At 50.7% G+C, this 22,288-nt stretch carries 22 protein-coding genes; 12 read left to right on the plus strand and 10 right to left on the minus strand.

Features of this window, described 5'->3' with window-relative positions; all coding sequences use genetic code 11:
* From menB to KU854_RS17005, 3 genes are read left to right on the plus strand one after another with little or no spacing between them, the layout of a single operon-like run.
* Positions 1 to 867: a 1,4-dihydroxy-2-naphthoyl-CoA synthase gene (menB, locus tag KU854_RS16995; protein WP_054780402.1), complete on the plus strand. Its 867-nt coding sequence runs from the start codon at positions 1 to 3 to the stop codon at positions 865 to 867.
* Positions 868 to 878: 11 nt separating this feature from the next.
* A complete protein-coding gene (gene menC, locus KU854_RS17000; protein WP_218359620.1) occupies positions 879 to 1,859 on the plus strand; it encodes an o-succinylbenzoate synthase in 981 nt (326 codons plus the stop codon).
* Complete coding sequence (locus KU854_RS17005; RefSeq protein WP_218359621.1) at positions 1,841 to 3,181, plus strand: AMP-binding protein; 1,341 nt, start codon at positions 1,841 to 1,843, stop codon at positions 3,179 to 3,181. Before menC ends, KU854_RS17005 begins: the two co-directional genes overlap by 19 nt.
* A 7-nt stretch (positions 3,182 to 3,188) precedes the next feature.
* On the opposite strand, the gene KU854_RS17010 is transcribed toward KU854_RS17005, so the two are convergent.
* The 3 genes from KU854_RS17010 to KU854_RS17020 all read right to left on the minus strand — a co-directional run bounded on the left by KU854_RS17010 (position 3,189) and on the right by KU854_RS17020 (position 6,197).
* Positions 3,189 to 5,054, minus strand: a complete 1,866-nt coding sequence (locus tag KU854_RS17010) for an MFS transporter (RefSeq protein ID WP_218359622.1) — start codon at positions 5,052 to 5,054, stop codon at positions 3,189 to 3,191.
* A gap of 25 nt (positions 5,055 to 5,079) precedes the next feature.
* Positions 5,080 to 5,679 carry a TetR/AcrR family transcriptional regulator gene (locus KU854_RS17015; RefSeq protein WP_218359623.1) on the minus strand — a complete coding sequence of 200 codons (600 nt, stop codon included), beginning with the start codon at positions 5,677 to 5,679 and terminating at the stop codon, positions 5,080 to 5,082.
* 122 nt (positions 5,680 to 5,801) lie between these two features.
* On the minus strand, positions 5,802 to 6,197 hold the full coding sequence (locus tag KU854_RS17020) for an NINE protein (RefSeq protein ID WP_054780400.1): 396 nt from the start codon (positions 6,195 to 6,197) through the stop codon (positions 5,802 to 5,804).
* A 302-nt stretch (positions 6,198 to 6,499) separates the two neighbouring features.
* Here KU854_RS17020 and KU854_RS17025 point away from each other — a divergent pair, with 302 nt between their 5' ends.
* The 3 genes from KU854_RS17025 to KU854_RS17035 all read left to right on the plus strand — a co-directional run bounded on the left by KU854_RS17025 (position 6,500) and on the right by KU854_RS17035 (position 9,119).
* A complete protein-coding gene (locus KU854_RS17025; RefSeq protein WP_218359624.1) occupies positions 6,500 to 7,405 on the plus strand; it encodes a Tim44 domain-containing protein in 906 nt (301 codons plus the stop codon).
* Positions 7,406 to 7,601: 196 nt separating this feature from the next.
* Positions 7,602 to 8,750 (plus strand): MFS transporter, encoded by a 1,149-nt coding sequence (locus KU854_RS17030; protein ID WP_218359692.1) that lies wholly within the window; start codon positions 7,602 to 7,604, stop codon positions 8,748 to 8,750.
* A gap of 129 nt (positions 8,751 to 8,879) precedes the next feature.
* The gene (locus KU854_RS17035) at positions 8,880 to 9,119 is read left to right on the plus strand and encodes a TIGR02647 family protein (protein WP_054780398.1); all 240 of its coding nucleotides are present in this window, start codon (positions 8,880 to 8,882) and stop codon (positions 9,117 to 9,119) included.
* A 75-nt stretch (positions 9,120 to 9,194) separates the two neighbouring features.
* On the opposite strand, the gene KU854_RS17040 is transcribed toward KU854_RS17035, so the two are convergent.
* The 6 genes from KU854_RS17040 to dinG form a co-directional block, all read right to left on the minus strand.
* A complete protein-coding gene (locus KU854_RS17040; protein WP_218359625.1) occupies positions 9,195 to 10,613 on the minus strand; it encodes an alanine/glycine:cation symporter family protein in 1,419 nt (472 codons plus the stop codon).
* Positions 10,614 to 11,042: 429 nt separating this feature from the next.
* Positions 11,043 to 11,210, minus strand: a complete 168-nt coding sequence (gene rsmS / locus KU854_RS17045; RefSeq protein WP_218359626.1) for a pleiotropic regulatory protein RsmS — start codon at positions 11,208 to 11,210, stop codon at positions 11,043 to 11,045.
* Positions 11,207 to 12,127 (minus strand): histone deacetylase family protein, encoded by a 921-nt coding sequence (locus tag KU854_RS17050; RefSeq protein WP_218359627.1) that lies wholly within the window; start codon positions 12,125 to 12,127, stop codon positions 11,207 to 11,209. Before KU854_RS17050 ends, rsmS begins: the two co-directional genes overlap by 4 nt.
* 6 nt (positions 12,128 to 12,133) lie before the next feature.
* Entirely contained in the window at positions 12,134 to 12,682 is a 549-nt protein-coding gene (gene priC, locus KU854_RS17055) for a primosomal replication protein PriC (RefSeq protein WP_218359628.1), read from the minus strand.
* 41 nt (positions 12,683 to 12,723) lie between these two features.
* Positions 12,724 to 13,497, minus strand: coding sequence for a sulfite exporter TauE/SafE family protein (locus KU854_RS17060; RefSeq protein WP_218359629.1), 774 nt, complete (start codon positions 13,495 to 13,497; stop codon positions 12,724 to 12,726).
* A 12-nt stretch (positions 13,498 to 13,509) separates the two neighbouring features.
* Positions 13,510 to 15,588 carry an ATP-dependent DNA helicase DinG gene (gene dinG, locus KU854_RS17065; RefSeq protein WP_218359630.1) on the minus strand — a complete coding sequence of 693 codons (2,079 nt, stop codon included), beginning with the start codon at positions 15,586 to 15,588 and terminating at the stop codon, positions 13,510 to 13,512.
* A 519-nt stretch (positions 15,589 to 16,107) separates the two neighbouring features.
* On the opposite strand from dinG, the gene KU854_RS17070 reads away from it, so the two are divergent.
* Together KU854_RS17070 and KU854_RS17075 are read left to right on the plus strand one after the other, a co-directional pair.
* Entirely contained in the window at positions 16,108 to 17,154 is a 1,047-nt protein-coding gene (locus KU854_RS17070) for a porin (RefSeq protein ID WP_218359631.1), read from the plus strand.
* Between the two features lie 80 nt (positions 17,155 to 17,234).
* The gene (locus tag KU854_RS17075) at positions 17,235 to 17,864 is read left to right on the plus strand and encodes a YccT family protein (protein WP_218359632.1); all 630 of its coding nucleotides are present in this window, start codon (positions 17,235 to 17,237) and stop codon (positions 17,862 to 17,864) included.
* Between the two features lie 25 nt (positions 17,865 to 17,889).
* Here KU854_RS17075 and KU854_RS17080 read toward each other — a convergent pair whose 3' ends face one another.
* Entirely contained in the window at positions 17,890 to 18,243 is a 354-nt protein-coding gene (locus KU854_RS17080; RefSeq protein WP_218359633.1) for a DksA protein, read from the minus strand.
* Positions 18,244 to 18,575: 332 nt separating this feature from the next.
* On the opposite strand from KU854_RS17080, the gene KU854_RS17085 reads away from it, so the two are divergent.
* From KU854_RS17085 to KU854_RS17100, 4 genes are all read left to right on the plus strand, one after another.
* Complete coding sequence (locus KU854_RS17085) at positions 18,576 to 18,974, plus strand: YbaN family protein (protein WP_218359634.1); 399 nt, start codon at positions 18,576 to 18,578, stop codon at positions 18,972 to 18,974.
* A gap of 108 nt (positions 18,975 to 19,082) precedes the next feature.
* Positions 19,083 to 19,628 (plus strand): adenine phosphoribosyltransferase, encoded by a 546-nt coding sequence (gene apt / locus KU854_RS17090; protein ID WP_218359635.1) that lies wholly within the window; start codon positions 19,083 to 19,085, stop codon positions 19,626 to 19,628.
* Between the two features lie 105 nt (positions 19,629 to 19,733).
* Positions 19,734 to 21,899 carry a DNA polymerase III subunit gamma/tau gene (dnaX, locus tag KU854_RS17095; RefSeq protein ID WP_218359636.1) on the plus strand — a complete coding sequence of 722 codons (2,166 nt, stop codon included), beginning with the start codon at positions 19,734 to 19,736 and terminating at the stop codon, positions 21,897 to 21,899.
* 56 nt (positions 21,900 to 21,955) lie between these two features.
* Positions 21,956 to 22,285: a YbaB/EbfC family nucleoid-associated protein gene (locus KU854_RS17100; RefSeq protein WP_054780391.1), complete on the plus strand. Its 330-nt coding sequence runs from the start codon at positions 21,956 to 21,958 to the stop codon at positions 22,283 to 22,285.
* Positions 22,286 to 22,288: the final 3 nt, after the last annotated feature.

Raw genomic sequence — 22,288 nt, forward strand, 5'->3', positions numbered from 1 at the left:
ATGGCAAGAACAACAGGATTAACCGAGCAGGAACTGTATGCAGCGGTCGAGTGGAAAGATTGCTCTGAAGGCTACGAAGATATTCTTTTCCACAAGTCTCCGGAAGGGATCGCGCGTATTACCATCAACCGTCCGGAAGTGCGTAATGCATTCCGTCCACAAACCGTCAAAGAGATGATCAATGCGCTGGCTGATGCGCGCTACGACGAAAAAGTGGGTGTCATTGTGCTGACAGGCCAGGGTGAGCATGCATTCTGCTCTGGCGGCGACCAGAAAATCCGTGGCGATTACGGCGGCTACCGTGATGACGAAGGTACCCACCACCTGAACGTGCTGGACTTCCAACGCCAGATCCGTACTTGTCCGAAACCCGTGATTGCATCAGTTGCGGGTTATGCTGTCGGTGGCGGTCACGTGCTGCACATGATGTGTGACCTGACTATTGCTGCTGAAAACGCACAGTTTGGCCAGACGGGTCCGAAAGTGGGCTCATTCGATGGCGGCTGGGGTGCATCTTACATGGCGCGTATCGTTGGCCAGAAGAAAGCCCGTGAAATTTGGTTCCTGTGCCGTTTCTATGATGCACAGGAAGCGCTGGACATGGGTCTGGTTAACCATGTTGTGCCTTACGCAGAGCTGGAGCGTGAAACTGTGCGCTGGTGTCGTGAAGTGCTGCAACACAGCCCAATGGCGCTGCGCTGCCTGAAAGCTGCACTGAATGCGGATTGTGATGGTCAGGCAGGTCTTCAGGAGCTGGCAGGTAATGCAACCATGCTGTTCTACATGACAGAAGAAGGCCAGGAAGGCCGCAATGCGTTTAATGAAAAACGCCGTCCTGATTTTGACAAATTCCCTCGTAACCCATAATGGTTGAGCCAATGAAACAGGCACGTTTGTTGGCGTATACCCTGCCGATGGACAGTGGTGTGATTTTGCGTCACACCCGTCTGGCGCAGCGTGAAGGGTTTATCGTGGAGCTGAAAGATGGCGAGCGTATCGGGCGCGGTGAAATCGCGCCTTTGCCTGAATTCAGCGTGGAAACGTCGCAAGAAGCGGGTGAGCAGGCAAAGGCCGTCATGACTTCTTGGCTGGAAGGCGAGGTTATTGGTTGGGATACCCTGTATCCCTCTGTCGCATTCGGTCTGTCCATGGCAATCGCAGAGCTTGAAGGTGAATTGCCGTTGACGGGCAATTTCCTTGCTGCGCCACTTTGCTGCGGCGATCCGGATGAGCTGGTAGAGCGTTTGGCGGAGCTGCCGGGGCAGAAAGTCGCCAAAATCAAGGTGGGTATGTACGAGCCAATCCGTGATGGGCTGGTGGTCAATATGTTCTTGGAAGCTATCCCGGATCTTTGGCTGCGTCTGGATGCCAACCGCCAATGGACTCTGGAAAAGGCAAAGAAATTTGCCGGTTACATTGCACCTGAGTTCCGCCAGCGTATCGCGTTTCTGGAAGAGCCTTGCCAACAACCTGATGACAGTTTGTTGTTCTCTGCCGAAACCGGTATTGCGATTGCCTGGGATGAAACCGTGCGTGACGCTGGATTTGAACCTGCTGCGCGGAATGGTCTTTCCGCAATTGTGATAAAACCGACCCTGGTTGGTTCGCTTGCTTATGTGTGTGAACTGGTGAAAGAAGCGAAGGCTCTGGGTCTGGATGTGGTGATTAGCTCCAGTCTCGAGTCGAGCTTTGGCCTTAACCAACTGGCGCGGCTTTCGCATTGGCTGGTGCCGGAAACCATTCCCGGGCTGGACACCATTTCGCTGTTTAAAGCCCAGTTAGACACCCCATGGCCGGGAAGTGACTTGCCGGTTATGTCTTTGGATAGCTGCGACCTTGTATGGCAACAACGTCGCTGACTGACTGGCCGTGGCGTCACTGGTGTCAGACAAAGCCAGAAGCCACAGCCTTGTTAAATAACGGCACCGCAGTGAGTTGGCGACAGCTCGCTGCGGATGTCGATGCTCTGGCACTTCCTCTTTCCAGCGCCACAGACAAGCTGGCGATGGCAAGCATCAACAACTACCAAACTCTCATCACCCTGTTTGCGCTGTGGCAACGTGGTGTTGCGACCTTACTCCTTAATCCGGCATTCAGCGCCGGACAGCGCAATGAAATCCTTGATAAAGCCGGTGTCTCCGCTTTCTTGCAAGCCGAGGTCGCGTTCGATAGCGGAGCTGTATTTCCTGCGGTACCATTTCATCGCGATGCCGTGTTAACCCTGACTCTGACTTCCGGTTCGAGCGGTGTCCCCAAGGCGGTCGCCCACAGTGCAGGAAACCACATTGCCAGTGCGCAAGGCCTGTTTTCGTTGATGCCCTATGAAGCATCAGATTGCTGGCTTTTGTCGCTGCCACTGTTCCATATCTCCGGCATGGCTATCGTCTGGCGCTGGTTGACGCAGGGAGCAATACTGAAAGTCGCAGATACCCGCGGCGACGCGCTCTTGTCGGCACTTGACGGTGTGTCGCATGCTTCACTGGTGCCTACCCAGTTACAACGGGTGTTGGCTAAGGGAGAAACGCATACTTTGCAGTCTGTGCTGCTTGGCGGCGCAGCTATCCCACAGGCGCTGGTGGACAGTGCTGAAAAAGCCGGTATCCGCTGTTGGTGTGGCTATGGCATGACGGAAATGGCGTCGACAGTGACTGCCAAGCGCGCAGATGGGCGTTTTTCCGTCGGGCAACCCTTGCCAAACCGTGAGGTATTGCTCTCTGATGAGGGTGAAATTTGGGTAAGGGGGGAAACCCTTTCTCCGGGCTATCTTGTTAACGGTGTTTTAGTTCCACTTGCCGAGGACTGGTTTGCAACCAAAGACAAAGGAGACTGGCTGGCTGAGTGTCAGGAGCTTCGTATTGTCGGGCGGCTTGATAACATGTTTGTCTGCGGCGGTGAAAACGTACAGCCGGAAGACGTGGAGCGGCAGTTAAGCGGGTATCCCGGGCTGACCCAGCTATTTATCCTGCCGGTACCCCATCCAAAGTGGGGGGCAGTGCCTGTGGCGTTGACTGATACTTATACCGATCCGGATAAGTTTCTGGCTTGGGCGGCAGAAAAATTGCCACCACACCAGCGACCGCAGAAGCTTTTGGTTTATCCGGCCACGCTTGACAGCGGTGGTATTAAACTGTCACGTGCACGGCTTGCTCAATGGCTGGCTGAACAAAATCCATTGTTCTAGCGCAGGGCTAACACGCCTCGCCCCGGAGCGCTTTTACTTCGTCAAACAGCTTCTGGGCGTTGGCATCTTTGGGCTCGATAGGGCGTCCTGCAACCACCTCCACTTTTGACCAGAAGCGGCGCGGGAATTTCAGCAATGCCCGTCCACCTTCCCGGCTGAAATAACTTCCCCATAGCCCACGTAACGCCATCGGGATCACCGGTACTGGCGTTTGCCTCAGGATAATGTCGATACCGCGTTTGAACGGGATCATTTCCCCGTCATAGGTCAACTGTCCTTCAGGGAAAATGCACACCACTTCACCAGCATCCAGCTGCTCTTTGACGGCATTGAGTGCACTGCGTATGGAGCGGTTGGAAAGCTTTATAGGAATGGTGCGGCTGGCGCGGAAAAACCAATGCAGAATTGGAAGGTGGTAGTAGTCTTCATCCATCACAAAACGGATAGGTCTTGGACAGGCTCCGGCCAAAACCAGAGCATCGACATAACTGACATGGTTGCACACCAGCAATGCGCCGCCTTGCTCCGGAATGTTTTTCAGGTTGCGATGGTGGACACGGTAAAAGCTGTGGCTCAGAAGCCAAATCACAAACCGCAGAGCAAAAACCGGCACCTGTTTACCCACGTAAATCGCAACAACAAGGTTTACCAAGGCCAGCACCAGGAAAAATGCAGGGATAGACAACCCGGCCACACCCAGCAATACAATCGCCAATACAGCGCTGACGACCATAAACAGGGCATTATAGATATTGTTGGCAGCGATGACCTGTGAGCGCTCACTCTCTTTGGCTCTGGCCTGCATCATGGAATAAAGGGGAACGATAAATATCCCGCCAAAAATCCCGATGCACAGCAGATCGACGAAAACCCACCAAAGCGAAGGCTCGCTGATGAAAGCCAGTAGCCCTTCGGTTTGTGGCGGTTGCGCTGGTGTTGAGAAAAAGAGGTGGGTGCCAAATAGGGTCAAACCCAAGGCGCCAATCGGCACTATTCCCGGTTCAATACGGTGGCAGGAGAGGCGGTCGCAAAGCAGTGAGCCAATAGCGATTCCAATCGAAAATAACGTCAGCAAGAAAGAAACCGAGGCTTCCTGCCCGCCCAGATAGAGCTTGGCGAAATTCGGGAACTGAGTCAGGTAACTTGCGCCCAAAAACCAGAACCAGCTGATGCCGAGAATGGCCTGCAGCACCACTTTGTCGCGGTGGGCGATACCCAGTGTTGTTTTCATCTGGCGGATAGGCGAGAAGGATACCTTGAGTTCGGGGTTTCCTGCCGCGACAGTGGGGATAGCACGGGCGCTTAGATATCCCAGCACAGCAAAAAGCACGACAGCCACGGCTGCGATATTTTTCGCATCCGGCAGGTTGGCAATCACACCGGCTGCCATGGTGCCAAGAAGGATAGCGAGAAACGTGCCGGTTTCGACCAGAGCATTACCGGAAACCAGTTCGTTGGGTTTCAGGGTTTGTGGCAAAAGTGCATATTTTACCGGCCCGAAAAAGGCCGACTGGGTACCCATCAGAAACAGCAACACCAACAGGGTGAGGTAGCTGTCGTAGATGAACGCGATCGCAGCAAGCGCCATAATGCCGATTTCAAGCAGCTTAACACTGCGGATAAACCGCGACTTTTCGAACTTGTCCGCCAGCTCTCCGGCAAACGCGGAAAAGAGAAAGAAAGGAAGAATAAACAGCCCGGCGGCAAGGTTGATAAAAAGGTCGGTCGACATTCCGATAGCTGAAGGGCCGGCAAATGCCACCAAAATCAACAGGACGTTTTTGTAGACATTATCATTGAACGCGCCGAGTGCCTGGGTAATAAAGTAGGGAAGAAACCGGCGCTGCCTCAGTAGCCCTGATTGGGTGGTCATGCTGTTTCCCCTAGACGCCACATGATCAGTTTTCAACCCAACCGGCGAGGTAACCGGTCAGCAAGTTGTCAATCAAGGCTGCGCCGTCAACCGGAGCGGTGGTAAACAGTTTGTCGTCAACGCTCAGGAGCGTGATGCCATGAACACCTGCCCACAGTACGCGGCTGGCTTCGATGATCTGGGTGTCGGATTTGGAAGGTGAAAGCTGGCGCAACATGGCTTCCAACATTCCGGTCATGCTTTGGATCCGGTCACTTTGCCACTCAGGCAATGTGTCACCTTGCATGCTGTGCTCAAAAACCAGTTGCCAGCGGTAAGGGTTGGCGGCGGCAAAGTTGAGGTAAAGGTTGGCAAGGGCAAAGAGAGCATCTTTAGGATCTTCAACGGTGGCGAGCTTTTCTGAAACCTGCTGGCGCAGATCATCCAGGGTTCTGCCGACAACATGAAGTAACAGAATGTTGTAGCTGCCGAAAACATTTACCAAGGTGCTGGGGACATATCCGATCATGGCCGCGATTTTTCGCAAGCTGAGCGAGTGATAGGGCTGTGTGTTCAGATACTCTTCAACACAGTTCAAAGTCATTTCAACCAGTTCTTCGCGGCTGTGGTCGTTCCTGCGGGCCATTACGTCTTGCTGCAAATAGTGAACAATGTTCGATATTTTAGAAGTGGGGTCGGCAAAGGGCAAGGTGTATGCCTCTCAGATTGGCGTCTGCACCAAGAATGAGAGGCATTAAAGTGGTTGAATTAACTGAAGCGTTTGGCGTTGCGGATAGAAATCTGGTCGTTCAGTGTCCAGAAATCGTAAATCACGCCAAGGAAGAAAAAGCCGAACGTAAACAGGTAAAGGATACCACTGAGCCACTTGCCCATGTACATGCGGTGAATACCGAATACACCCAGAAACGTCAGTAAAATCCAGGTGACGGAGTAATCATACTGGCCGCTGTGGAATCGCAGGTCGGCTTCCCTGTCCATGGATGGAATGAGGAAAAGGTCAATCAACCAGCCAATGCCAAACAAGCCCAGTGTAAACAGCCAGATGGTGCCGGTGACCGGCTTGCCGTAGTAAAAGCGGTGTGCGCCGAGAAAGCCAAAGATCCACAAAATGTAACCCACGACTTTGCTGTGTGTATCATTCATACCTAAAATCCTACGAGTTTGTTTGGTGGCAAGTTTAAATCAAACTCTCTGTAAGAAAACAATGTGTTTGAGAAGTTCGCTTCTTTTTCGCCGATAGTCGCCAAAAAAAGATAGTGTGTCGCAGACTTAGCCGTATCCGGCGGCAAAATTTAAATGATTGGTAACATTTTAGTCGGCAGCAGGGTTTGACTTTCTGTGTGCGACAGATAAGCATGGGATACCCAAACGATCTGCGTCGCAGGTCGCCACGGCAATATTCTTTATGTATGTTGCGTGGAAACGTGAAACAGAAAAGGTTCTCAATGAAACGCTTCTTTACTCTATTTGCGCTGATGTTTGTGATGGTGCTTTCTGCGCCGCACGCTGAAGCGAAAAAATTCGGTGGTGGTAAGTCTTTTGGCAAGAGCTTTAAGACGGCACCTGCGCCTAAATCACAGCCGACGAATACCAACACGATTGGTAAGCAAAGCGATCCTGCCACTGCGGCGAAAAGCTCAAGCAAAAAAGGCCTGATGGGTGGTTTGCTGGGCGGTCTGCTTGCAGGTGGTTTGATTGCTGCAATGTTTGGCGGTGCTTTTGATGGCTTCCAGTTTATGGACTTCATCATCATTGCGCTGATTGCCTTCGTCCTGTTCAAGATCTTCAAAGGCATAATGGCAGCGAAAAATGGCTCGATCAGCCGACCGAGCAACCAGGCGTATGCCGGTGGTCATCAACCGCAGCAACCAGAACAAAATAAAGGTTACTACCACGAGCAACAGCAGTTTCGTGAGAATGCAGCGGCATCTTCTGCGTCTGCTGGTGGTTTTGGTGCGGTTAACAACGATGTGCCGTTTAACTACCCACCAAACTTTGATATTTCAGGCTTTGTGAATGGTGCCCGCGAGCACTACCGTACCCTTCAAGGTGCCTGGAACCACAATGAACTGGCGACTATTCAGGAATACGTCACCCCAGAACTGTATAACGATCTGGTTGAAGAGCGTCGTAAACTGGATGGCGATCAGCATACCGAAGTGATGTATGTGGATGCGGAAATCGTTCGTGCAGACTACGACGGTAAACGTGCACAGTTGAGCTTGCAGTTCAGCGGCCGTTATTGCGACCGTCAGGAAGGTGTGGAAGAAGACATTACTGATATCTGGCACCTTGAGCGCGACATGACCCAAGCGAATGCGCCATGGTTGATTGTAGGCATTCAGGCATAAGCCTTAAAAGCCCGACAATCCCTGAAAAAAGCAGCCGTCAAAGGCTGCTTTTTTTATGCGTCATGCAGTAGCCCCTCCTTTTTGAGGGCTTTTATTTGGTCGCATATTGAGCACTTCATCGTTACAGTGGGGAAAATGTCTTCAGGGAACGAAAAAGGTGAATGGACTGAAAACCCCAACCAACCTGCTGATCGCCATGGCTTTTATTATGGCCATGGCTTTTTCTGTCTGGAATGTATTGCTCAACAATTTTGTGATTGAAAGGGCTGCCTTCACCGGAAAGGAAATTGGCATTCTGCAGAGTCTTCGTGAAGTCCCGGGTTTTCTCGCCTTTACGGCAATTTACCTGTTGCTGTTTATCCGTGAACAACGATTTGCGCTGCTTTTTCTGGCTGTAATGTGTATGGGGGTGGCTGTTACTGGCTGGTTTCCATCTACATGGGGGCTGTATCTCACCACAGTGGTGATGTCCATCGGGTTTCACTATTTTGAAACCGTGAACCAGTCACTGACCCTGCAATGGGTAGACAAAGAGAACAGTGCCCACTTCATGGGGCGGGTGTTGGCATGGAAGGGCGCAGCGAGCCTGATTGCCTATGCGTCGGTTTGGCTGCTCATGGATATTCTCGGTGCCACATACAACGCGGTATACATGGTGTTTGGTTTCTTCGGCCTGCTGGCGACATTGCTGCTTTGGGCTGCATTCCCCGCATTTGGCGCCCCTCATACGCAACACCGCAAACTCATATTACGCCAGCGTTACTGGCTCTATTACGCGCTGGTTTTCCTCAGCGGGGCAAGACGCCAGATATTTATCGTCTTTGCCGGATTTATGATGGTGGAGAAGTTTGGCTACAGCGTCGGCGAAGTGAGCCTGCTTTTTATCATCAATTACCTGTTCAACATGTTGTTTGCCGCCCGGATAGGAGCCTGGATTGGCCAGGTTGGTGAGAAAAAAGCGCTGACAGTGGAATATTTGGGGCTGATTTTGGTGTTTACCGGATATGCCTTTGTCGAAAACGCCTCGTTGGCAGGGGCGCTTTACGTGGTCGATCACCTGTTCTTTGCCATGGCGATTGCTATTAAAACCTACTTCCAGAAAATTGCGGATCCTGAAGATATTGCATCCACTACGGGGGTGAGTTTCACCATCAACCACATTGCCGCAGTAGTGATTCCTGCGGCTTTGGGTTTGGTGTGGCTGTACTCACCAACCACCGTTTTTCTGGTGGGAACCGGGCTTGCGGTATGCTCACTGGTGCTCTCCCGCTGTATACCGTCTGCGCCGAGTGCAGGAAATGAAGTCGAGCCTTTTCGTCTTCGAAGGGCTGAGGATGTGGCGTGATTCAAATTTTGGGAGAATAGTGGGCGACAGCAATGGCTGATCGTAGAGTTCTTGATCTCGGCACAAATTACCACGGAAATGACGGTCTATATTCAGGTTGAAACTGATTAAGCAAATGCTGGAGGCGCTATGCCATTTCAAACTGAGCTCGTTGATGAGCTGAATATTCTGGTTCAATTTTCCCTTTCCTCCGACATGACGGGTATTAAGGTTCACAGCGATGCTGATCCACGTCTGGTTGCTGCTACAGCGCGTCTGTATGATAAAAAACTGATCACTGCCAAAGACGGTGGTTACCTGACGTCTATCGGCCGTGATGCCGTGGAGCACGCGAAAGAAGCGTTACGCATTCTCAAATCAAACCCGTAACGAAACCAATGAAAACGAAAGGGAGCCAGATGGCTCCCTTTTTTGATGATGTTGTGTTGTTGACTGCCTGCTTGCTTACCAGACGTCTTTATCGATTTGTTTGTCCAGTTTAGGAAACTTCTTACGGTCGAAAGTTGGCTCTTTGCCTTCTTTACGTTGCGTTTCGTAGTCTTTCAACAGGGCAAACGCAATACCGGACAGTGCCAGAATGGCCACCAGGTTGATGATCGCCATCATACCCATAGAGAGGTCAGCGAACGCCCAAACCGTTGGCAGGTCAACAATTGCACCAATCACAACCATGGCCAGTACCGCAACACGGTAGATATTGATCGCCAGTTTGCTCTTGAAGATGTACTCGATGTTCGATTCACCGTAGGAGTAGTTCGCAATCAGAGATGTGAATGCAAACAACAGGATTGCGATAGCGATAAACGCAGCACCCCAGTCACCCACTTCAGCAACCAGTGCTGCCTGTGTCAGCGCGATACCGGTCAGTTCGCTGCTTGGATCCAACATGCCGGATAGCAGGATGATTGACGCAGTGGCTGTACAGATCACGATGGTGTCGATAAATACACCCAGCATTTGAACATAGCCCTGAGCAACAGGGTGGTTTGGCGCTGTGGTCGCAGTTGCTGCGGCGTTAGGCGCAGAACCCATACCGGCTTCGTTCGAGAACAGACCACGTTTGATACCCTGCATCATTGCAGCACCGATAGCACCACCTGCAGCTTGTTCAAAGCCCAGTGCGCTGCCGACGATGGTGCCGATAACGTCAGGCAACAAGGTGATGTTGATGGCGATAACGTAAACCGCGACAATCAGGTAACCGATTGCCATAAACGGTACGATAAGCTCTGCAACACGCGCAACTGAACGCATACCGCCGAAAATAATTGGGGCAGTTGCCAGCGCTAGGATAATACCTACCCAAGTGTGGTCAGTGCCGAAAGCGGTGTTCATGGCTGCTGCAATTGAGTTTGACTGAACGCCGTTAAACGCCAGGCCAAACGCAATAATCAAACAGATTGCAAAGGCGATACCCAACCAGCGTTGACCCAGACCTTTTTCAATGTAGTAAGCCGGACCACCGCGGAAGGTGTTGTCTTTATGGTTTACTTTGTAAGCCTGTGCCAGTGTGGATTCCACGAAACTGGTAGACATACCCACCAGTGCGGTTACCCACATCCAGAACACGGCACCCGGGCCACCAAGGTAAATAGCGACGGCTACACCGGCCATGTTACCTGTGCCTACGCGCGCTGCGAGGCTGGTGCTGAACGCTTGGAAAGAGGAGATACCACCATCGGCGCCTTCACGGCTGCCTTTGATAAGGGAGAACATGTGCCCAAAAGAGCGGAATTGAAGGAAGCCAGTGCGAAGAGTGAAGTACAGGCCAGCGCCGATCAAAAGATAGATAAGCACGCTTCCCCACAACACGCCATTCCCGGCATCAACAAAGGAAACGAATAGTTCTTTTAGTTCCGTCATAACAAACTCTACTGTCGTCAAAATTAAACAGGCAGCGGAGCTTCAAGGAGGAGACAGCGGGTCTGAAACTTCCTTTTCAGCTCAGTGCCTCGGGCAAACAAAATACCCTGGCGACGCTTCCGTGCAGAGATTCATGACCGACTGTACCGCGCGTCTGTTGCGCTATCTACAAATCCGTTTGTGTATATACAGCGGCCAGTGATAAGTGCAAAAACTCTCGGTTTCGTCACTTAAAACGGCAGGATAATACTCTAATTTTTGCGTCCTATCACCTTTAAGTTTTACTCAATGGTGACAAATTAGACGATGTGTTCATTTATCAATCTGATCTGTAACATTTTACTCTGATAAATTTAACTTTCTCATCAAGGTTGATTACACATCAGGTGTGGGATCTGTGGGGGAATAGAGCCAAATGACTGAAAATTATCATTCTGATTCTTCAGTTGTTTTTACTTTTCTTTCCAGATCTGCTCGGACGATCTCCAGGGCTTTCAGAGCAACGTCAGGTTTGATGTCATGGGTTTCGAGTAGATAAATTAAATCTACCGCCAGTTTTATTTCTTCGGGGGCGTTTTCCAATCCAGAAGTGGTCATGGTAAGGGGCTCCAGTTTGGGTAGTAAGTGTCCAGTGCCGCGAGAATTAACTCTGCGTGAAGAGGCACCAATGCCTGCTGATCGGTACGGTAACCGCCGCCTATCACCGCTGCCACCGGGATTTGAAGATCGTGACAGGTGCGAAGCACTGCGCGATCCCGCTTGGCAATACCTTCCTGACAAACGTTGAGGTATCCGAGCTCATCATCCCGATGAATATCGACACCGGCATCATAAATCACCATATCAGGCTGGTGTTGAGCAATAGCTAGTGACAGGCAGGGAAGAAAATGTAAAAGGTATTGCTCGGTATCCGTGCCGATAGGAAGCGGCAAGTCCAGATCCGAATCAGGTTTGCGTGACGGGAAATTCTTTTCACAGTGAACGGAAAAGGTCGCTATCGCCGGGTTGGTTTGGGCAAGCACAGCCGTCCCATCGCCGTGGTGGACGTCACAATCAATGATAAGAACTTTGTCTATGCCTTCATGCGAAAGGGCATGATCAGCGGCCAGAATAAGGTCATTGAACAGGCAAAACCCACTGCCAAAGTCATGGTGGGCGTGGTGGTAGCCGCCAGTCAAATGTACGGCCATACCATGCTTCAGCGCGTTATCCACGGTTAACAAGGTGCCGCCAAGCGAAGTCAGGCTTCGCGTCAGCAGTACTTCACTCCAAGGGAAACCGATACGGCGCATTTTTACCAGCGGCAGTGTGCCGGTCACCAAGGCGTTGACATAGTCTTGATCGTGAATGGCATGCAGCCTGTTGTTTGGCAGCTTGGTAGGTTGGTGTTCAGCGACAGGCCATCGCTCGTTGGCGATATGCTCCCTCAGTAAGCGGTATTTCTGTAGTGGGTAGCGATGCCCCTCCGGCAGGGGAAAGTCAGAATAGATCGGGTGATAAACAATTGGCAGCACGACGACTCAGCCTTTCCTTTCTCGGAAGCTAATGCGGGATTCAATTTTCTGCTTGGCTTCGCGGCAGCGGGCAAGGCGTTTTTCCAGAGTCAATAGCTGATGCTGTGCCTGTTGCTGCTCGACCAGGGTATAGCACTGTCCGATTCGGGCTTCAGCATCGCGCACCATGTCAGCAAGACGGCGTTCCCACCCCTGGTGTTGTGCCAGATCCTGATACAACTGGCTGATTGACGCTTTCGGTTTTGGCGCCAGGGCTTTTTCCTGTGCGCGAAGCGGTTGGGTGGCGATTTCCCTTTGCAGGGCGCCAATTTGGTTCAGCAGTTTTTCGCACAGGTGCTCTGCGCGAAGGCCGGATAACTTGCCAGCGCTGTGCTCTCTTTCGAGGGTTGTCACCACGGCTTGCGCTTCCATCACACAGGGGGTAAGAAGACGCGAAAGACAGGTAAAAAGGCGCTCATCGAAAAGTGGCTTGGCGCTCTCGCCCCGCCTTCTGTCGATATCTGCTGCTTGATTCGCGAGCGTTTGGAGCTGCGCTTTCAGGTTGGATAAATCCATCTTGTCCTCAAATTACTCCTGTCAGTAGGAGTCAGCTGGCGTCAAAACCACGCATCTACCGCTAACTTGACCGATAGAATCACGACGACGGTGACAAACACAGGACGAATAAACTTCGCACCGAAGCGAATGGCTGAATGTGCACCCAAATAGGCGCCGGCCATCAGGCAGACCCCCATGGTCAGCCCTATCGTCCAGTTTACATGACCAAGAATAATAAAGGTGACCAGCGATGCAATGTTGCTGGTGAAGTTCATCGCCTTGGCAAGACCTGACGACAAAAGGATATTCATTTTGTAGAGGGACATCGAGGAGACAGTCCAGAATGCACCGGTTCCCGGCCCAACCACACCGTCGTAAAAACCCAGTGTCAGGCCTTGCCCCCATTGCTTTTGTTTGATTTTCGGATCGTCTTTAGGCAACTCATGGCTATCTCCCTTAGGCTGGGGATGCCATATGGTGTAGGCAGCCGTTGCCAACACCACGAGAGGCAGTGCTTTTTCAAGGAGCTCTGTGGAGATGAAATCCACCATCAGGGTACCCAAAATAGCGCCGAACAGGGTCGCCCAAAACGCATTTGACCAAAAGCGTGGGGAAAACAGCTTTTTACGGTAGTAAGTAAATGCGGCAGTGGAGGAGGCAAAAGTGGCTGAGAGCTTGTTTGTTCCCAACGCAATGTGTGGTGGTAACCCCAAAGAAAGCAATGCAGGTACGGTGAGCATACCCCCACCACCGGCTACGGCATCGATAAATCCGGCGGAAAAAGCCACCAACGCCAGAATGACGACGGTGGTCAAATCAAACATTTCAAGCATGATATAGGGTCTTTAAGTGTACTCAATGACACGGTGAAAAGGAGGCAGGGAATCCAACAGCGATTTCCCGTAACGCTTTGTAATGATTCTCCGATCGAGAAGCACGACTCTACCAGAGTCCTGCTCTTTGCGCAGCAGTCTCCCCACGGATTGGATCAGTTTTTTGCTCGCTTCTGGAACCGCGATTTGCAGGAAAGGATTGCCTCCGCGTCTTTCTATATATTCTGCATGCGCCTCTTCTACCGGTGAGGTAGGTACGCCAAAGGGGATCTTGGTGATGACCAGGTTTGTTAACTGGTCGCCGGGTAGATCAAGGCCCTCAGAAAAACTACCTGTGCCAAACAGTATTGAGGGCTGACCTTTCTCGCAGCATTTTCTGTGTGCGTCGAGCAGACGGGTGCGTGAGGACTCTCCCTGAATATGAAGGTGCCAGCCATTTTTCTTTGCTGTCGCCCTGATTGATTCCGCGATCTGGTTCATTTGCCAATATGAAGAAAACAATACAAGACTGGCTTTTTCGCCTTCAAGGTACTCGAGCAGGACTTCAGGCAGTATCTGGGTAAACTTCGGATCTTGAGGTTCACACGGCATAGCCGGGATCACCAGTCGCGCATTCTCCTGATAGTTGAATGGAGAGGGCAGTGCCAGAAACTGTGTACCATCATTTTCTTCCAGCCCGACCTGACGGCAAAAATAGCTGAAAGAGTTCAGAGCCCGCAATGTCGCCGACAATAAACAAACCCCCGCGGCGCGCGACCACAGCAACTGGTCAAGCCGCCAGCCAATTTCCAGCGGCGAAACGTGAACGATAAGATCGCTCTCGCGTTCTGGGCAACGTTGAATCCAGCGAGCTAGCGGTGCACCTTTATCTGAGTTTGGTTGAGCCATCAGGGCCCAAACTTTTTCGAGGTTTTCCAGCCGCTGCAGGAAAAACGCGGATTCGGCCAGAATAGGGTCGGCAATCCGGGTGCTGATTTCCCCATCTTTTAAACGCTCAGCGACCAAGTCGTGGAGTTTTGCCTGTGATTGGTTGGCCTTCTTGGCCGCTGTGTGCAGGGTTTTTGCTTCATTGAATAGCAATTCTGGCAGTTCCCCGTCAGGAAAACGGTAAACGCCATCATTGTTTAATGGATAGGCCTGAAGCATATCGCGGACACCGCGTAAGCCCGGTATCAGCGTTTGAACACCACTTTGCAAGGCATCCAGAAAACGGTTACTGCGCTTGATGTCACCGGCGTTGGCGAGCTTTGATGCTGATTGGTTAAGTTTCTCCAGCCAGGAAGCCGCGCCCACCAGACTTGCGGAAGCGGCTGAAAAGTCCCTTGCGACGATAGGTAAGTGGTGGGCTTCGTCGATCATATAGAGGGCCTGTTCAGGCTCGGGCAGTATCACTCCACCGCCCAGCTCCAAGTCGGCCATTAACAGGCTGTGGTTGGCAACGATAACGTCAGCTTTATCCAGATGCTCTCGGGCTTTGGCAAATGGGCACTGTCTGTGTGCACTCAGGCCAGAATGGCAGGTATGTTTGTCGGAAACGATGGATTGCCAGATAGCGTCCGGGATGGTTTTTGGCCAGCTGTCTCTGTCACCATCCCATTTCCCCCGGTTGTAGGCGTCATAGAGGTCGTTGATAAGATCGATGTCTGCCTTCTTGGGTTTTTCCGCAAACAGAACCTGCTGGCCGGCGCCTTCAGCATCCGCTGCACCCGCCAGTTTCTGGCTACAACAGTAGCGTTGACGCCCTTTAGCCAACACAAAACTGAACTCTTTCGGTACAACGCGGCGAAAAAGGGGTAAGTCCTTTTCAATCAACTGTTCCTGTAAAGCAACAGTGGCGGTAGAAACAACAACTTTCTTGTTGTTGTTTACTGCAAACGAAATCGATCCCATCAGGTAAGCCATAGACTTTCCGATCCCCGTTCCGGCTTCCGCTACCAATATCCGGCGTTTAGGGCTGTACTCCCCTGCCAGCGTTTTTGCTATCTCAGCAACCAGGTAATTTTGAGCTTTGCGCGGGATAAAATTCTGCAATTGAGATTTAAGATTCTCATAGCTGGATCGGATGTCTTTTTTGACTGAAGGACTTAGCATTTTTAGGGGTCATCTCGTTTTCGACGCCGCATTATATCACGGGTGGAGAATTGTGAATGACTTCAAGGATTCGAGCATTTGTTTTTATTTATGAGAGTCAGATCACGAAAATCTATTGAACTAATATTAGCTATCACTATGAATTCCAAAGGGAATGCCATTCACTGTATAAATGGAATGCTGGCGATATTTTATCCTGTTATGTTTATTTTTATCGTTATTTATTAGATTAAAATCCTGTGTAATTGTTGCGAGTAAGTTTGCAGAAAATTGACAATTTGACTTCACTATTGTGACCTTACTCGATAATAAAATCATAAGACTATGTATTATAACGATATTTTGATGTTTTGATGTTGTTTTTTGTTGATTTGACAGAATTTAGATTTCTCTGCACTCTAAGTTTCGAAGTTTAAGCGTGTTTGTTGCCGCGTTTTTGTGACGTTGTGACAAGGACAATCATAAAAGGGATTTCGGAACAGGAATTCCAAATTAATAAAGAAAAGGCAGTGGATTAACATGAAAAAGACAATTCTAGCTATGGCAGTCCCAGCTCTGCTGGCAGCAGGTTCAGCAAGCGCTTCTATCACTCTTTATGATGCTGATGGCACTAGTGTTGAGCTGTCTGGTGCTGCAGAAGTTCAGTATCGTCGCACGGGTGCGGAAGACTTCTTTGATCCTGCAAAAGTGTACCTAAACAAAGTCGTCGGTGGAGCTTCTACTGAAGATGGTCAAATCCGTGTTGATGATGGTGATCTTGCATTCCGTATTACTCACCAAGAAGGTGACAACTACGCGTTTGGTGCAATTGAACTGCGCATTGGTGAGCAGGGTGACGAAGCAAACGCCAACTTCTCTGGCTCTGGTGACGTTGTCAATGACGGTTTGTACGTTGGTTTTGGTGGCAACTGGGGTGAGCTGAGCTTCGGTCGTCAACTGGCTATCATCGATGATGCTGGTGTAGGCGTAGACTACGAGCTGAAAGACGTTGCTGGTGTTGACTTTGAAGATACCGACTTTGACCAGCTGATCAAGTACCGTTACAGCGGTGAAGGTTACTGGGCAGGCGCAAGTTACAACGTATCTCAGGATGACGCTTCTGGTTCAAACAGTGACCGTTTGTACGAGCTGGCGGGTGGCGTAAACGTTATCGACTCAGTTGAAGTTCGTGCTTACTATGCAAACTTCAAAAATGAAGCAACAGCAGACGTGGATCAGACTGCTTGGGATCTCGAAGTTGCTTACAACGAAGGCCCATTCTATGCAGGTATCCTGTACGGTCAGTTTGAATCTGAAAACAAAGCTGGCGTTAAGACCCAAGACGTTGACGTAATTGAAATTGCCGGTAGCTACTCTAAAGACAAGAGCAAGTTCGGTGCAGGTGCTGCATTTAACGACGGTCAAGGCCGCGAAGAATCTACCAGCTACTACATCAACTACGGTTACAACCTGCTGACTAACTGCAAACTCTACGCAGAAGTGGGCTATGAGGACTTCCAGGCTGATGATGCTGCAGGCGACTGGGATGGCGTAGGCTACGTTGCTGGTATCGAAGTTAAGTTCTAATTACAGGTTATCCTGTTAAATCTAGCCGCCCAATTGGGCGGCTTTGTTGTTTGAAACATGTTGGAAAAGGAAACGACTACATGAAAGCGCCTTTGCTGTTATTGTCTTTGCTATCTTTTGGTGCGACCGCTGCGACACTAACTCTTGACCCTGGCCTTGAACTGCAAGTGCTTAATGGTGCCAAGTACGAGGGAGACAACTCAGGCATTGAATTGAATGAAGGGAAAAACCAGGTTGTTATCCGTGTTTACGATAATTTCCCCAAAGGTTCGAACGAGGAGTTGTTTGTTTCAAACCCATATGTGTTGACCTTTGATGCAAATGACGCTGACTTGGAATTGTCCCTGTCACCTAAAATCAACGACTACCGCAAAGTCACCAAGGCATTCAGAAAAGAGATGCCAGAGTGGCAGTTATTAGCAGGTAGTACCAAAACAAGCTTTGACAGTGAGCCATTGCCGGGAAGGGAAGGGCTGGCGCCGTTTTCCAATTTGGAATTGCTGGTGGCTGATTACAATAAATCAAATGGCATTATGGTGACCAGTGGTGTTGGCGTGGAAGACTTGGGTGACGAGGTGATTGTTGCAGTTTCTGAATCTGGCGACGTGGAACTTACCGGAAATGCACTGACACAACTAAAACTTTGGTATTCAAAAGCAAGCGAGGAAGAGCGTAAGGCATTCCGGAAATGGATTATTGACGTCGAGTAACCATCGCTTGCTTTAAGCGCGTTATTTACTGGCGCGCATGTTTATAGTGACTTTTGTCTCTGCAGCCTCGGCAACGGGGCTCTGCAGGATCCTCAGACAGATCGTCAAGTTCAATCTCTTCCTCACAATCTGCGCAAAGGCCGAAAAGTTCGGTTTCAATGGCGCAAAGTGCCGCATCAATTTTTTCTAGACGCACCCCTTCAGCCAGTAAGTCCTTACTGGTTTCCGTTCGGCAAAGCTTGATTAAATAGGCAGTAGGTACACTGGTGATATCTGAACCGGTCAAACAAATGAGTTTGTCTTCCACTCGGCTGCGCACCACATCTTTTTCTTTTTCGAGCGATTGTTGCAGTTGTGCTACGATTTTTATATCAATCATGGTGATGTCTCGGTCCGCAATATAACCGGAACAGTGTAGTAAATTCGGCTATCTTTGTTCTGACATATATCAAGACAACAACCAATTAACCATATCGTTTGTCGGTATTTAGGATGTGGTGAAACGGGTATATTGTCACCCTGCTCAACGAGGCGACTAAAAAATACAAGCCATGACATAAAAGGAAGTAAAAATGGACTCTAACTTTAAAGAACCGTTCAATGTTTTATACTTTTTGGGAATCGTAGCTGTGCTGCTTGTTCCGACTCTGCCGGCAACATTGACCTGGATTGAGATCCTAAGCCATTAACGGTATTTCTTTGGGGGGAAGCGTGGGACAGACACTGACACGTTTTGCTTTGTTGGGATTTGGCTGGCTTAGCCTTTTCCTTGGCTTTGTAGGCATTTTCCTCCCGTTACTTCCTACCACACCTTTCTTGCTTCTCGCCAGCGCTTGTTTCATGCGCGGCTCTCCAAAAATCGCCAATTGGTTGCTACAACATCCGCACTTTGGCCCGATCATCGATAACTGGCAGCGAAACCGGGCGATAGACCGACGTATCAAGCGTCGCGCGAACGTTTTCATCGTGCTCAGTTTCGCGTTGTCTATTGCCTTGGTGCCCGCGCTTTGGCACAAGTTGATGCTTCTGACGATGGCGGTTGTACTTTTAATTTGGTTTAACCGTTTGCGTGAAATTGAACCTGTTGCCCGCGCCCCCGAAAATACATAACATGGCGGTTTCGGTTTCTTCGCAACAATGCGTGATACGTGTCAAAAGTTGCGGGGACGGACTATCTATCTACGTATTACGGGAAGCCACGTTTAGTGGTGAGACACTATGAGCCAAGACACAATCGCGTTTATCAAAGACAGCATTAAAACCGTTCCAGATTATCCAAAGCCGGGCATCATGTTCCGTGATGTCACCAGCCTGATGGAAAACGCTGAAGCATACAAAGCAGCCATCGCGCTGCTTGTAGAGAAATATCAGGGTCAGGGTTTCACCAAAATCGTTGGTACAGAATCCCGTGGTTTCCTGTTTGGTGCACCTCTGGCGTTGGAGTTGGGTGTAGGCTTTGTTCCTGTCCGTAAGCCGGGTAAGCTGCCTCGTGAAGTGATCAGTGAAAGCTACGAGCTGGAATACGGTGTGGATACGCTTGAGATTCACATTGATGCAATCAGTGAAGGCGACAAAGTGCTGATGGTTGATGATCTGCTGGCAACGGGCGGCACTATCGAAGCAACAACCAAACTGATCCGTCGTTTGGGCGGCGATGTTGAGCATGCAGCATTCATCATTAACCTGCCAGAGATTGGCGGCGAAGCGCGCCTGAAAGCCGCTGGCATCGATGTCTACAGTATTTGTGAGTTTGACGGTCACTAATTGCCCGTTTGACACATACCGGATGGTAGAGCGTGATCGTCAAGATCGCGCTCTTTTTTTGTCTGTGCTAGGATGCGAGCAGACTAAAGACAGAAAATCTAACGCATGAGTTATCAGGTACTAGCCCGAAAATGGCGTCCACATCAATTTCGTGATGTGGTGGGTCAATCCCACGTTCTTACCGCATTGGCCAATGCGCTCGATCACAACCGACTTCATCACGCTTACCTGTTCAGTGGCACGCGTGGCGTGGGTAAAACCACCATTGCCCGTATTTTTGCAAAAGGCCTCAATTGCGAACAGGGCGTCACATCTACACCTTGTGGTGTATGCGCAACCTGTCAGGAAATTGATCAGGGCAGGTTTGTCGATCTCCTGGAAATCGATGCTGCGTCCCGCACCAAAGTGGAAGACACGCGCGACTTGCTCGACAACGTGCAATACAAACCTGCGCGTGGCCGCTATAAAGTTTACCTGATTGACGAAGTTCATATGCTTTCCCGCCACAGCTTTAATGCGCTGTTGAAAACGCTGGAAGAGCCACCTGAATACGTCAAATTCTTACTGGCAACGACAGATCCGCAAAAACTGCCGGTCACCATTCTTTCCCGTTGCTTGCAGTTCCACCTCAAGCACTTGGATGCCAACCAGATCAAAGATCAGTTGGAACATGTCCTTGAGCAAGAATCCGTTGTTTCTGAACCGCGCGCCCTTTCCCTGATTGCAAGGGCGGCCGAAGGAAGTATGCGTGATGCGTTGTCTTTGACAGATCAGGCGATTGCCCTTGGCAACGGCACTGTGCTGGAAGCGCAGGTGACCGAAATGCTTGGTACCCTGAGCACAGATCAGGCCATTTTGCTGTTGGAAGCGTTGTCTGATGGCCACGCGGATACGGTGATGCAATGTTTAACCCATCTTGCCGAAGTCGGTGTGGAATGGGATGGCTTGCTAAAAGAAATTGCAGCCCAGCTTCACCGTATTGCCATGGCGCAAGCGTTGCCCGCGTCAGTGGATGCGGCATCGCCTGATGCTCAGCGCGTGACTGCACTGGCAACAGCCATGACGCCTCAGGACGTTCAACTGTTCTATCAAATTGCGCTGCAAGGCCGTCAGGATTTGCCGTACGCGCCAGATGGCCGTGCAGGGTTGGAAATGGTTTTGCTGCGCATGTTGGCTTTCAGGCCGGTGACATCACACCAGTTTGAGCCCGTCGCAATTCCTGTTCCTGCAACAGAGCCAGCTGCCGGCAATGCCGCGTCGTCTGGCCAGGCAAACGATCGGTTGGCATCGCTAAAAGCCCAAGTGGCTGCGAGCAGAGCCCCTCATACTGGCTCTGCACCGGTAGCTGCACAGCAGCCAGTCACACCGCCACCACAGAGTGTACAGCCTGCGCCAACGCCGGTTAACCAATACGCAGATGATCCCCAAATGGCATCCCACATGGCAGCCATGGAAGTGGAATCTCAGCGTGAAGACGACTACGGGCAGGATTATGATGCCCGCCCTGTTGTTGATTCAAGGCCTCAGGAACCTGTGCGTCCTGCGTCTGCACCATCAACGGCGGGAAGTTTGGTTGCTGCACGCAATATGTTGCGCAGCCGAGCACGTGGCCCGGAGGGGCAAACACCAAAAAAGGGTAAAACGGTATCGGCTGGCAGTGATGCACTGTCAGTGATTGATCGGATCGCGGCGAAACATAAACCCGCTGATCCTGCCAGCTTCCAGACAGAGCCGGTGCCGAATGGCTTGATGCCAAAAACTGATGATGCCTATCGCTGGACACCCACCAATGTGGTTGCAGCACCCGTACAATCTTCAGTGACACCGGAAAAAATTAAAAAAGCACTCCAGCATGAAAGAACGCCGGAGATGCGAGACAAGCTGGAGCAGGAATCTATCGCACAGGATGCTTGGAGCCAGATCGCCAGTGCGTTGGAAGTACCAAGGCTGGTGAAGCAAATGGCGCTCAACGCGGCGATGGAACGTGAAGGTGACCATTTCACGCTATTGCTTCGCGCAGAGCAGGCACACCTGAATACTGAAAAGGCGACTGAGGCGCTGGTCAATGCGCTTAGTGCCCAGCTTGGCAAGCCTGTTACTCTGACAGTGGTGCAATCTGATCAAGGGATCACACCACTTGAATGGCGGGACAAACTGTATACCGAAAAATTGGAGCAGGCAGCGCAAAGCCTGAACGACGATCCGAATGTACGCTTTATCTGTCAGCGCTTTGCTGCGCAGATTGATGAAGATAGCATTCGACCATTATAAACCACTGAGCTGCCAGCATATTGTCTGGCAACTTTGACCAAAAAAGAGAGAGTACTATGTTTGGTAAAGGCGGAATGGGTAACCTGATGAAGCAAGCGCAGCAAATGCAAGAGCGCATGCAGAAGATGCAGGAAGAAATCGCAAATATGGAAGTAACCGGCGAGTCAGGTGCGGGTCTGGTGAAAGTGACTATTACCGGCAGCCACAGCGTGCGTCGCGTTAACATCGATGAAAGTCTGATGGAAGACGACAAAGACATGCTGGAAGACCTGATTGCTGCAGCTTTCAACGATGCCGCGCGTCGCATTGAAGAAGCGCAGAAAGAGAAAATGGCTTCTGTTACTGGCGGTATGCAGATGCCACCAGGCTTTAAAATGCCGTTCTAATTC

The sequence above is a fragment of the Enterovibrio paralichthyis genome, from assembly GCF_019209835.1.
In the GTDB taxonomy this organism is placed as follows: domain Bacteria; phylum Pseudomonadota; class Gammaproteobacteria; order Enterobacterales; family Vibrionaceae; genus Enterovibrio; species Enterovibrio paralichthyis.

What these genes read in the sequence shown, in the direction of transcription:
- dnaX (WP_218359636.1), top strand. Translation starts at nt 19,734, where the DNA reads ATGAGTTATCAGGTACTAGCCCGAAAATGGCGTCCACATCAATTTCGT.
- KU854_RS17015 (WP_218359623.1), bottom strand. Translation starts at nt 5,679, where the DNA reads ATGGCCCGCAGGAACGACCACAGCCGCGAAGAACTGGTTGAAATGACT.
- KU854_RS17060 (WP_218359629.1), bottom strand. Translation starts at nt 13,497, where the DNA reads ATGCTTGAAATGTTTGATTTGACCACCGTCGTCATTCTGGCGTTGGTG.
- menC (WP_218359620.1), top strand. Translation starts at nt 879, where the DNA reads ATGAAACAGGCACGTTTGTTGGCGTATACCCTGCCGATGGACAGTGGT.
- KU854_RS17070 (WP_218359631.1), top strand. Translation starts at nt 16,108, where the DNA reads ATGAAAAAGACAATTCTAGCTATGGCAGTCCCAGCTCTGCTGGCAGCA.
- KU854_RS17025 (WP_218359624.1), top strand. Translation starts at nt 6,500, where the DNA reads ATGAAACGCTTCTTTACTCTATTTGCGCTGATGTTTGTGATGGTGCTT.
- KU854_RS17075 (WP_218359632.1), top strand. Translation starts at nt 17,235, where the DNA reads ATGAAAGCGCCTTTGCTGTTATTGTCTTTGCTATCTTTTGGTGCGACC.
- KU854_RS17010 (WP_218359622.1), bottom strand. Translation starts at nt 5,054, where the DNA reads ATGACCACCCAATCAGGGCTACTGAGGCAGCGCCGGTTTCTTCCCTAC.
- KU854_RS17030 (WP_218359692.1), top strand. Translation starts at nt 7,602, where the DNA reads ATGGCTTTTATTATGGCCATGGCTTTTTCTGTCTGGAATGTATTGCTC.
- KU854_RS17080 (WP_218359633.1), bottom strand. Translation starts at nt 18,243, where the DNA reads ATGATTGATATAAAAATCGTAGCACAACTGCAACAATCGCTCGAAAAA.
- KU854_RS17100 (WP_054780391.1), top strand. Translation starts at nt 21,956, where the DNA reads ATGTTTGGTAAAGGCGGAATGGGTAACCTGATGAAGCAAGCGCAGCAA.
- priC (WP_218359628.1), bottom strand. Translation starts at nt 12,682, where the DNA reads ATGGATTTATCCAACCTGAAAGCGCAGCTCCAAACGCTCGCGAATCAA.
- KU854_RS17005 (WP_218359621.1), top strand. Translation starts at nt 1,841, where the DNA reads ATGGCAACAACGTCGCTGACTGACTGGCCGTGGCGTCACTGGTGTCAG.
- dinG (WP_218359630.1), bottom strand. Translation starts at nt 15,588, where the DNA reads ATGCTAAGTCCTTCAGTCAAAAAAGACATCCGATCCAGCTATGAGAAT.
- KU854_RS17020 (WP_054780400.1), bottom strand. Translation starts at nt 6,197, where the DNA reads ATGAATGATACACACAGCAAAGTCGTGGGTTACATTTTGTGGATCTTT.
- KU854_RS17035 (WP_054780398.1), top strand. Translation starts at nt 8,880, where the DNA reads ATGCCATTTCAAACTGAGCTCGTTGATGAGCTGAATATTCTGGTTCAA.
- apt (WP_218359635.1), top strand. Translation starts at nt 19,083, where the DNA reads ATGAGCCAAGACACAATCGCGTTTATCAAAGACAGCATTAAAACCGTT.
- menB (WP_054780402.1), top strand. Translation starts at nt 1, where the DNA reads ATGGCAAGAACAACAGGATTAACCGAGCAGGAACTGTATGCAGCGGTC.
- rsmS (WP_218359626.1), bottom strand. Translation starts at nt 11,210, where the DNA reads ATGACCACTTCTGGATTGGAAAACGCCCCCGAAGAAATAAAACTGGCG.
- KU854_RS17040 (WP_218359625.1), bottom strand. Translation starts at nt 10,613, where the DNA reads ATGACGGAACTAAAAGAACTATTCGTTTCCTTTGTTGATGCCGGGAAT.